The sequence below is a fragment of the Amycolatopsis sp. SID8362 genome (assembly GCF_010550475.1).
Taxonomy (GTDB): Bacteria; Actinomycetota; Actinomycetes; order Mycobacteriales; family Pseudonocardiaceae; genus Amycolatopsis; species Amycolatopsis eburnea.
In genome coordinates, this window is sequence record NZ_JAAGNB010000760.1 from 1 (window position 1) to 809 (window position 809).

Annotated in this window: 1 protein-coding gene and 1 pseudogene; one reads left to right on the forward strand and one right to left on the reverse strand. The window is 75.2% G+C overall.

The features are described 5' to 3' along the window. Positions 1-269, reverse strand: a pseudogene (locus G3I65_RS23535) (AraC family transcriptional regulator); the annotation flags it as partial. Between the two features lie 71 nt (positions 270-340). Here G3I65_RS23535 and G3I65_RS23540 point away from each other — a divergent pair. Continuing rightward, on the forward strand, positions 341-673 hold the full coding sequence (locus G3I65_RS23540; RefSeq protein WP_160698028.1) for a cupin domain-containing protein: 333 nt from the start codon (positions 341-343) through the stop codon (positions 671-673). The last annotated feature ends 136 nt before the right edge of the window (positions 674-809 follow it).

Sequence of the window (809 nt, forward strand, 5' to 3'; positions counted from 1 at the left end):
AGCGCGCGCCGGACGCGCGGGGACAGCGGGGCTTCGACCGGCGCCCAGCCCGGGATGAGGACGGTGTCGGCGGCGGCGAGCGCCGACAGTCCACGGGGGACGGACATCGCGTACCCGGCCGTCGTCGGGACCGGGCCGGGGGTCTCGGCGCACACGTCGAACGCGTAGTGCCGCGGCACGCCGGCCCGTGGCGTGCCGAAGACCTCGGCGGCGATGCCGAGCTCGAACGTCGACTGCACCGGCCGCACCAGTGCCACCACGCGATGCATGGCACGAAAGTACCCCAGGGTGTCGTCTCGGACACTGGCCCGGGTCGCCGCGCGCGGGCAGGGTGGCGGACATGCACCCCGAGATCCTCGACCAGGACGGCTACACCTCCGCCGCCGTCACGGAAGCCCCGGTCCGCGAACTGTTCCCCGGCATCCGCTTCCGTCCACTGTGGACTGATGGCGCCGCGCACGCCGGTGTCCTGGAGATGGACGCCGGCACGTCGTGGCCGCGCCGCGACGTCCACGAACCCGGGCCCGAGGAGGTCTTCGTCGTCGCGGGCACGTTCCACGACGGTGCCCGCGACTACCCGGCGGGCACCTTCCTGCACGCGCCGGCCGGGTCCTGGCACGTGCCCGCGAGCGCGACCGGCTGCACCCTGTTCCTGTTCTACCCCGAAGGCTGACCCGCGCCCCGTGCCGTTCTGGCAAGGTGGCCGCATGGGGGAAAGTCTCGCGGCCGCCGTGGCCGCCGCCGTGCCCGTCGTCCGGGCCGTGCTCCCGCCCGCTCCGGCGGCGGCGCTGGGCCGGCTGGCGCTCGAA

Coding starts and splice junctions, on each gene's coding strand:
- G3I65_RS23540 (WP_160698028.1), top strand. CDS start 341: ATGCACCCCGAGATCCTCGACCAGGACGGCTACACCTCCGCCGCCGTC.